Source organism: Rhizobium sp. NZLR10, from assembly GCF_019685125.1.
Classification (GTDB): domain Bacteria; phylum Pseudomonadota; class Alphaproteobacteria; order Rhizobiales; family Rhizobiaceae; genus Rhizobium.
The window spans coordinates 61,110-69,721 of the sequence record NZ_JABDWE010000028.1 but is presented as its reverse complement, the minus strand read 5'-3'; the positions used below and the strand labels follow the sequence as shown (position 1 = coordinate 69,721).

At 62.0% G+C, this 8,612-nt stretch carries 8 protein-coding genes and 1 pseudogene; 7 read left to right on the top strand and 2 right to left on the bottom strand.

Annotation, left to right across the window (positions count from 1 at the left end):
- Positions 1 to 95, top strand: a pseudogene (locus tag HJB82_RS31955) (IS110 family transposase); the annotation flags it as partial.
- 232 nt (positions 96 to 327) lie between these two features.
- On the opposite strand, the gene HJB82_RS30170 reads toward HJB82_RS31955, so the two are convergent.
- Both HJB82_RS30170 and HJB82_RS30165 read right to left on the bottom strand, forming a co-directional pair.
- Positions 328 to 1,227, bottom strand: coding sequence for a GntR family transcriptional regulator (locus tag HJB82_RS30170; RefSeq protein WP_221142306.1), 900 nt, complete (start codon positions 1,225 to 1,227; stop codon positions 328 to 330).
- A 25-nt stretch (positions 1,228 to 1,252) separates the two neighbouring features.
- Positions 1,253 to 1,468: a hypothetical protein gene (locus HJB82_RS30165; RefSeq protein ID WP_221142305.1), complete on the bottom strand. Its 216-nt coding sequence runs from the start codon at positions 1,466 to 1,468 to the stop codon at positions 1,253 to 1,255.
- 56 nt (positions 1,469 to 1,524) lie between these two features.
- On the opposite strand from HJB82_RS30165, the gene HJB82_RS30160 reads away from it, so the two are divergent.
- The 6 genes from HJB82_RS30160 (at position 1,525) to HJB82_RS30135 (ending at position 8,569) form a co-directional block, all read left to right on the top strand.
- Positions 1,525 to 3,027, top strand: a complete 1,503-nt coding sequence (locus HJB82_RS30160) for a UxaA family hydrolase (protein ID WP_221117763.1) — start codon at positions 1,525 to 1,527, stop codon at positions 3,025 to 3,027.
- Between the two features lie 90 nt (positions 3,028 to 3,117).
- Complete coding sequence (locus HJB82_RS30155) at positions 3,118 to 4,137, top strand: aldo/keto reductase (RefSeq protein WP_221117764.1); 1,020 nt, start codon at positions 3,118 to 3,120, stop codon at positions 4,135 to 4,137.
- A gap of 9 nt (positions 4,138 to 4,146) precedes the next feature.
- Positions 4,147 to 4,593 carry an RbsD/FucU family protein gene (locus HJB82_RS30150; protein WP_207582763.1) on the top strand — a complete coding sequence of 149 codons (447 nt, stop codon included), beginning with the start codon at positions 4,147 to 4,149 and terminating at the stop codon, positions 4,591 to 4,593.
- Between the two features lie 208 nt (positions 4,594 to 4,801).
- Positions 4,802 to 5,791 (top strand): ABC transporter substrate-binding protein, encoded by a 990-nt coding sequence (locus HJB82_RS30145; RefSeq protein WP_207582762.1) that lies wholly within the window; start codon positions 4,802 to 4,804, stop codon positions 5,789 to 5,791.
- A gap of 128 nt (positions 5,792 to 5,919) precedes the next feature.
- Positions 5,920 to 7,473, top strand: a complete 1,554-nt coding sequence (locus HJB82_RS30140; protein ID WP_221142304.1) for a sugar ABC transporter ATP-binding protein — start codon at positions 5,920 to 5,922, stop codon at positions 7,471 to 7,473.
- A 121-nt stretch (positions 7,474 to 7,594) separates the two neighbouring features.
- On the top strand, positions 7,595 to 8,569 hold the full coding sequence (locus tag HJB82_RS30135) for an ABC transporter permease (protein ID WP_207582760.1): 975 nt from the start codon (positions 7,595 to 7,597) through the stop codon (positions 8,567 to 8,569).
- The last annotated feature ends 43 nt before the right edge of the window (positions 8,570 to 8,612 follow it).

Sequence of the window (8,612 nt, the reverse complement as noted above, 5' to 3'; positions counted from 1 at the left end):
AAATGGTCATCCGCATCGCGCTCGCCCGAAAACTCCTGGTCATTCTCAATGCAAAAGCACGAGATGCGCGAAGAGAATTCGAACATGCAACTTGACAGCCCAGATAGTCGCTCATCCGACCCTTCGGCCACCTTCTCCCCGCTGGGGAGAAGAGGGGAGCGAGGCGCGCCGACACTGCCCAAATGAAGCCGCCCGTTCAAAGGCACTCCATCCATTGGGATCGATGGCGAAGCGTCATTCTCCCTCTTCTCCCCTCGGGGAGAAGGTGGCCCGAAGGGTCGGATGAGGGGGCTGCACGGCACGACCTTTGTCGATTTTCGCTTACGCTCAGCTGCTCTCCGTCGCCATCTGCGGCAGGGATTGCAGCAGGGTCTGGCGGGCGGAGCGCAGGTGGATGCGGCAGGCGGTTTCGATCGCCGCCTGGTCGCCGGATTCGAGGGCTGCGATATAATCCAGATGTTCGTGGATGGCGCGCTCGTTGCGCTCGCGGGCAGCGGTCTTGTTCCATTGGTAGTGATAATGGAAGACGATGGCGATGGCGTCGTAGAAATCGGCGATGAAGCGGTTCTTCGAGGCGCGGTGGATCAACAGGTGGAAGCGCTCGTCGAGAACGGAGAAATCCCTGTAGCGCTGGTTGATGTCGGCAAGCATGGCGTGATGGTCGTCGCGGATGGCGGCGAGATCGGCCCAGGACTGGCTATCCCTGGCAAGCCGGCCGAATTCGGCGGCGGAATGCAGCTCGAACATCTCGCGCACATCGGCAAGTTCGAGGGCGAATTCGCGGGTAAAACCCTTGAGCGTCCAGTGGCTGTTCGGCCGTTTCTCGATCAGGCCGAAGCGGGAGAAGCGGATCAGGAATTCGCGCACGCTTGTTGTGCCGGTGCCGATCTCGCGGGCAAGCTCCAGCTCGTTGATCTGCATGCCGGGGGCTGCATCATCGGCGAGGATGCGCTGCATGAAGCTGCGCTCGATGATATCATGCAGGGAGTCGGTTTCCTCAGAGGGAAAGAGATCGCGGTCTGTGGGTTGGCGCAGCACGGTCTTCTGGCGCTTGTTCCAGCGGATGATGCCTTCTTCGCTGAGACGGGTGAGGATGGCGCGCGCCGTCGAGCGGCTGACGCCGAGCTGGGCGGCGATCTCGGGTTCCGAGGGCAGTGCCGTATCCGTGCGCAGGGCCACGGCATACCTGTTGTAGGCTTCCTTGAAGACCGTATTCTGCCGTGCCACCAGACCCCCGCTTTCCGCCTTCGTGTCAGCTGCCGCCCTCGCTTGAAAGCAGGACGGCGCCCGACCGGGGCTTGTTCAAACGACCTTTTAGCTTATTTCCGGTCGCCTGCGGCTCATTGCCTCCCTCGTCCACAGGATCAATATTCCCGTTGACTTGAAAATGTTTATTGTAGATAAAAAACAAAATCAATGCGCATTCGCCGATGCAGCGAGCGTTTCCTAAATTCGATAGTTGGAGCATGATGTCGTCCGAAAACCACTCACGCTTTTCGGCATCATGCTCTGGGGAGAAGAGACTTGGACAAACTGCCTTGGATCATCCTGTCGGCCGGTGACAATGTCGCGGTCGCAACGGCGGCCATCGCGCCGGGTTCGACGGTTGCCGGCATTGAAACCCGTGAAAAAATCGATCCCGGCCACAAGGTGGCGATCGCCGATATTCCGCTCGGCGCCGCCGTGGTGAAATATGGACAGGCGATCGGCCGCACGACGGCCGACGTCAAGGCCGGCGACCATGTGCACAGCCACAACCTGCATTTTGAAAACGACCGGCTGGCGGCGACCGCCAATTCGGCACCGGAGATGGCGACGAGCGAGGACAGGGCGCGCACCTTCATGGGCTATCGCCGCGCCGATGGGCGGGCGGCGACCCGGAACTATATCGGCATCATCGCCAGCGTGAACTGTTCCACCACGGTCTGTCGGGCGATCGCCGACGAGGCCAATCGGACGATTCTGCCGCATTACGAAGGCATCGACGGTTTCGTGCCGATCGTGCACGACCAGGGCTGCGGCATGAGCTCGACCGGCGACGGCATGAACGTGCTGCACCGCACGCTTGCCGGCTATACCAGGCATGTCAATTTCGGCGGCGTGCTGATGATCGGCCTCGGCTGCGAAGTCAACCAGCTGACGCTCTACGGCCAGAGCGGCGCCGGCGCCTCGAAGCGGCATTTCAACATTCAGGATGCCGGCGGCTCACGCCGCGCGGTCGAGCGCGCCATGGGCATGCTGCGTGAAATCGCCGCCGATGTCGGCAAGGAAACGCGTGTGCCGATGTCGATCGGCGAGATCATCATCGGCCTGCAATGCGGCGGCTCGGATGGCTTTTCCGGCATCACCGCCAATCCGGCGCTGGGTGTCGCGGCCGATCTGCTGGCGGCGGCCGGCGGCACGGCGATCCTGTCCGAGACCTCGGAAATCTATGGCGCCGAACACCTGCTGCGCAGCCGCGCCGTCAGCGACGATGTGGCCAACAAGCTCGACGAGAAAATCGCCTGGTGGGAGGATTACGTCGCTCTGCACGGCGCCTCGCTCGACAACAACCCCTCGCCCGGCAACAAGCGCGGCGGCCTCACCACCATCCTGGAAAAATCGCTCGGCGCGGTTGCCAAGGGTGGGCGCTCGCCGCTGACGGCAGTCTACGGTTATGCCGAGCGAGTCACCGCCCCCGGCCTCGTCTTCATGGACACACCCGGCTACGACCCGGTTTCGGCGACCGGCCAGGTGGCGGGCGGGGCGAATATGATCGCCTTTACCACGGGCCGCGGCAGCTGCTTCGGCTGCCGGCCGGCGCCATCGCTGAAGCTTTCCAGCAATTCGGCGCTCTACGCCTCGATGGAAGAGGACATGGACATCGATTGCGGCACGATCGCCACCGGCGACGCGACGATCAGCGGCAAGGGCCGCGAGATCTTCGAGCTCATCGTCGACACGGCCTCCGGCAAGAAGACCAAGAGCGAACTCTTCGGCTACGGCGACAATGAATTCGTGCCGTGGCATCTGGGGGCGACGCTCTAATCCTTTGTTTTATGCAAATTCCGGACGGAAAACCGCTTCGCACTTTTCCTGGAATTGCTCTGAAATCCCAAGACTTGGCGAGGAGGCATGATGAAGACGAGACGGATCGGCAAGACCAAGCTCGAGGTGACCGAAATCAGTTTCGGCGCGGCAGCGCTCGGCGGTCTTTACCGCGTCTGCCCGCGCGAGGTAGCCATGGAAACGCTGCAGGCGGCCTGGGACAGCGGCATCCGCTATTTCGACGTGGCGCCCTGGTATGGGCTCGGCCTTGCCGAACGCCGGGTCGGCGATTTCCTGCGCGACCAGCCGGACGGCAGTTACGTGCTGTCCACCAAGGTCGGCCGGCTGCTTCGGCCGGTGCCGACCGGAACCGTGCCCGATTACAGCTATGTCGATCCGCTCTCTTTCGATGCCGATTACGACTATTCCTATGACGGCATCATGCGCTCGGTCGAGTTCAGCTATGCCCGCCTCGGCCTCAACCGCATCGATATTCTCTATGTGCACGATATCGGCGTCTATACACATGGCGCGGCGAAGAACGCCGTCTACCAGAAGCAGCTTCTCGATTCCGGCATCAAGGCGCTGGAAGAACTGCGCTCCTCAGGCGCGATCTCGGCCTTCGGCCTCGGTGTCAACGAAGTGCCCGTCTGCCTCGACGTCATGCGCAACGCCGATCTCGACTGCATCCTGATGGCCGGCCGCTACACGCTGCTCGACCGTTCGGCGGTCGCCGAACTCTTGCCGCTCTGCCGGCAGAAGGGCACGTCGCTGGTCGTCGGCGGCGTCTTCAATTCCGGCATTCTCGCCACCGGTCCGGTGCCGGGCGCGCATTTCGACTATATGCCGGCAGATGACGACGTGCTTGCCAAGGTCGGCGCCATGGAAGCGATCGCCAAGCGCCACGGCGTGCCGCTGGCAGCGCCCGCCCTGCAGTTTCCGCTGCTCGAACCGATCGTCGCATCGGTGCTGATGGGTACCGCCAAGCCGTCGAGCCTGATCCGCAACATGGAAATCGTCGAACCGCGGCTTGCCGATGAGATCTATGCCGAATTCGAACCCTATACGCTGGTCGCGCCGCCGCTCGGCGCCGAAGCTGTCCGCGTCTGAGGAGACACTATGCTCAAGGGTATTCATCCGCTGCTCGGCCCCGACCTGCTTCACGCGCTGAAGACCATGGGACATGGCGACGACATCGTCATATCGGACGCCAATTTCCCCTCGGGCTCGATGGGCCCGCCTGTCATTCGCGCCGACGGCGTCAGCGCCACTGATATGGCCGAAGCGATCCTCGCCCACATGCCGCTCGACACCTTCGTGCCGGAAGCGGCGTGGCGGATGGAGGTGGTCGGCGACCCGCACGCCGTGCCGGAGGTCTGCGCCGAGTTCCAGCAGATCGTTGCCAGGCGCGCCGGCGATTTTCCGATCGTACCGGTGGAGCGTTTCGCCTTCTACGCGATGGCCCGCAAGGCCACCTATATCGTCGCGACGACGGAATTCCGGCTGTACGGAAACCTGATTTTGAAAAAGGGCGTCGTGCATCCGCATGAGGTCGATCTGGACTGATACCTATTTTAGGTTATCGTGGTATTGGAATAAAATCAGTTGCTTGGGGGGGATTTACCAAAGCAAAAAAGCCAGTTTGACGCTCTTGCAATTTGATTGCGCCTCGGCTAGCTTCTCCCTGCAAATGTTTTTTATCGATAAAAATCGTCCGCCTGCGTTCAGCGGCCGATTTATTCGGAGGAGAACGCATCTTGAGAGGAGAACCCTTATGACTATCGTGAAATCCCTTCTGTCCCGTCGCGCCTTTACGGCGCTTGCCGGCGCTGCCGTTATCGCCACGGCGATGCCGGTTACGTCCTTTGCCGCCGACGTGACGATCCCGATCATCGTCAAGGACACGACGTCCTTCTACTGGCAGATCGTTCTGGCCGGCGCCCGCAAGGCAGGCCAGGATCTCGGCGTCAAGGTGCCGGAACTCGGTGCCCAGGCTGAGTCCGACGTCAACGGCCAGATCAGCATTCTTGAGAACGCCGTTGCCGGCAAGCCGGCCGCCGTCGTCATTTCGCCGACCGAATTCAAGGCGCTTGGCAAGCCGATCGATGAAGCCGCCAAGTCGGTTCCGATCATCGGCATCGACTCGGGTGCCGACTCCAAGGCGTTCAAGTCGTTCCTGACGACCGACAACGTTCAGGGCGGCCGTATCGCCGCCGATGGCCTGGCAGCCGCCATCAAGGGCATGACCGGCAAGGAAGAGGGTGAAATCGTCATTCTTACCAACCTTCCCGGCGTCGGCTCGCTCGAGCAGCGCCGCGAAGGCTTCCTGGATCAGGTGAAGACCAAGCATCCGGGCCTGAAGGTCATTGCCGACAAGTACGGCGACGGCCAGGCAACGACCGGCCTCAACATGATGACCGACCTGATCACGGCTAACCCGAAGCTCGTCGGCGTCTTCGCCTCGAACCTGATCCTGGCGCAGGGCGTCGGTCAGGCGATCGCCGAAAACAAGCTCGGCGACAAGATCAAGGTCATCGGCTTCGACAGCGACGACAAGACCGTCGGCTTCCTCAAGGACGGCGCCATTGCCGGCCTCGTCGTTCAGGACCCCTACCGCATGGGTTATGACGGCGTGAAGACCGCGCTTGCCGTCTCCAAGGGCGAGAAGGTCGAAGCCAATGTCGACACCGGCGCCAACCTCGTCACCAAGGCGAATATGGCCGATCCGAAGATCGACGCGCTGCTGAACCCGAAGATCAAGTAAGCAAGACAGACAGGCCGCGCCGGCTTCAAAAACCGGCGCGGCTTTTTCCATCCATGTTATGGTTACCAGGGGCCATGCTATGGTTACCAGGGGATGGAGAGCAGACGTGACACAAGGAGGAGAGGTCCATGATCGGACTGGAAGAGGTCAGTCATCGCCACGATGACAGCGCCACGCTGAAAGAAGCCAATCGAATTCCCGCCGGATCGCCTATCCTCGAACTCAAGGGCCTGCAGAAGAATTACGGTCATGTGCAGGCGCTGAAGCCGGCGACGCTGACCTTTCTTGCCGGTGAAATCCACGCCATCGTCGGCGAAAACGGCGCCGGCAAATCCACCCTGATCAAATTGCTGACCGGCGTCATTACCCGTACGGCCGGCGAAGTGCTGTGGTGCGGCCAGCCTGTGGGCCTGTCGACGCCGAACGAGGCAATCGCCCGCGGCATCAACGCCGTGCACCAGGAAGTCGTGCTCTGCCGGCACCTGACGGTCGCCGCCAACCTTTTCCTCGGTGACGAAGTCAACCGCTACGGCCTGATGCGCAAGAAGCAGATGCAGAAGTTGGCGCAGGCCGTGCTCGACGATCTCGGCTTCGGCCTGCCGGCCGGCGCGCTGCTCAGCTCGCTGACGATCGGCCAGCAGCAGCTGGTCGCGACGGCGCGCGCCGCCATGCGCGGCACGCAGTTTCTGATCTTCGACGAACCCACAGCCTATCTGACGCGCCAGGAATCGGCGCAGCTGTTCAAGCTGATCCGCCGCCTGCAGGGCGAAGGCGTCACCATCGTCTATATCAGCCATCGCATGGAGGAAGTCTTCGAGCTTGCCGACCGTGTCTCGGTGCTGCGCGACGGCACGCATGTCGGCACGCGGCTGATCGGAGAGACCAACGATGCCGAACTGATCGCGCTGATGATCAACCGCTCGATCGAGCAGATCTACCACAAGGAAGAGATCGCCATCAGCGAGACGATCCTTGCCGTCAACGGCCTTTCCGGCCCGGGCTTCGAAGACGTGTCGCTCAGCGTCAAGGCCGGGCAGATCGTCGGGCTCTACGGCCTGATCGGCGCCGGGCGCAGCGAATTCGCGCTCGGCCTTTATGGCCGCCAGCCGACAACGGCAGGCGATATCCAGTGGATGGGCAAACGGGTCGACATCCCCAACGAACGCACGGCGATGGAACTCGGCATTGCGCTGGCGCCGGAAAGCCGGCGCGACCAGGGGCTTTGCCTCAACCTGCCGATCGGCCTCAATATCAACCTGCCGGTGTTCGGGCGCCTCAGCCACGGGCCTGTCATCAACCACACGCGCGAATCGGCCAATGCCGACAAGCAGATCCGCGATCTCAGCATCAAGACGCCAAGCCGGCGTGTTCCGGCCTCCAGCATGTCGGGTGGCAACCAGCAGAAGATCGTCATCGGCAAGTGGCTGAGCCACGGCGCCCGGCTGTTCATCTTCGACGAGCCGACCGTCGGCGTCGACGTCGGCACCAAGGCGGAAATCTACCGGCTCTTCGCCAAGCTTCTGAAGGAGGGCGCGGGCATCATCCTGATCTCCTCCTACCTGCCCGAGGTCTACGAACTGGCCGACCGGCTGCATGTCTTCCGCGGCGGCAAAATCGTCGCGAGCCATGATTACCACGCGGCGACGCATGAAGAAGTGCTCAGCGAAGCGATCGGCGTCTGAGCACAAGCAGTTCCAGCAAAACTGCGTTGCGGTTTTGCGTCCGGAAATTGTGTCAGAACAAAGAGATAGGGCATTTCCGTGGTTTGAAGAAAACGGAAATGCTCTAAGAGGGAGAAAATTCATGACTGCCACCCCCACCGAAATCGTCGCGCCGCCGCCGCGCCGGAAAATGAACATCCTGTTCGGCCTGACGCTGATCGGGCTCTTGATCTTCCTCTGGATCGTGCTCGGCGTTGTTACCCCGAGCTTCTGGACGCCGCTCAACATTTCGAACCTGCTGCGCCAGGGGGCGATGACGGCGATCCTGGCACTCGGCCAGACCTTCGTCATCATCACCGCCGGCATCGATCTTTCGGTCGGCGCCATCGTCGGTTTCTGTACCGTCATCATTGCCTGGCTGCTGCAGGCGGGCGTGCCGGTCTGGGGTGCGATCGTGCTGACGCTGCTCATCGGCATGGCGATCGGGGCCTTCCATGGCTTCGGCATCGTCCATATGGGCCTGCCGCCGTTCATCATCACGCTGGCAACGCTGACGTCGCTGCGCGGCATCGGCCTGTTGATCACCAACGGCTCGACGATCAACATCACCAATGAGAATTTCAGCAATTTCGCCCGCGCCGACCTGTTCAGCATACCGAGCCTGTTCTGGATGGTCATCCTGGTGGCGGTGCCCTCCTTCATCTTCCTGCATCTGAGCCGCTGGGGCCGCTATCTCTTCGCGGTCGGCTCGAATGCGGAAGCTGCCCGCCTCTCCGGCGTCAACGTCAAGGGCATGATCTACCTCGCCTATATCCTCTCGGCTTCGTTTGCCGCCTTCGTCGGCGTGCTGCTTGCCTCGCGCATCGCGATCGGCAATGCGACGCAGGCCGATGGCTGGGAATTGCAGGCGATCGCCTCCTCCGTCATCGGCGGCACCAGCCTGTTCGGCGCGGTCGGCTCGGTACACGGCCCGCTGATCGGCGCCTTCATCCTCGCCACCATCAACAACGGCGCCAACCTTCTGAACGTCAACTCCTTCTGGCAGCGCATCATCACCGGTCTCCTGATCATCGTGATCGTCTTCTTCGACCAACTGCGCCGCCGCCGGAGCAATTGAGCGGCCAAGAGAAGCCGGTCGAACAGGCCGGCTTCGTCAACTC

What these genes read in the sequence shown, in the direction of transcription:
- HJB82_RS30165 (WP_221142305.1), bottom strand. Translation starts at nt 1,468, where the DNA reads ATGCTCCAACTATCGAATTTAGGAAACGCTCGCTGCATCGGCGAATGC.
- HJB82_RS30135 (WP_207582760.1), top strand. Translation starts at nt 7,595, where the DNA reads ATGACTGCCACCCCCACCGAAATCGTCGCGCCGCCGCCGCGCCGGAAA.
- HJB82_RS30150 (WP_207582763.1), top strand. Translation starts at nt 4,147, where the DNA reads ATGCTCAAGGGTATTCATCCGCTGCTCGGCCCCGACCTGCTTCACGCG.
- HJB82_RS30155 (WP_221117764.1), top strand. Translation starts at nt 3,118, where the DNA reads ATGAAGACGAGACGGATCGGCAAGACCAAGCTCGAGGTGACCGAAATC.
- HJB82_RS30140 (WP_221142304.1), top strand. Translation starts at nt 5,920, where the DNA reads ATGATCGGACTGGAAGAGGTCAGTCATCGCCACGATGACAGCGCCACG.
- HJB82_RS30145 (WP_207582762.1), top strand. Translation starts at nt 4,802, where the DNA reads ATGACTATCGTGAAATCCCTTCTGTCCCGTCGCGCCTTTACGGCGCTT.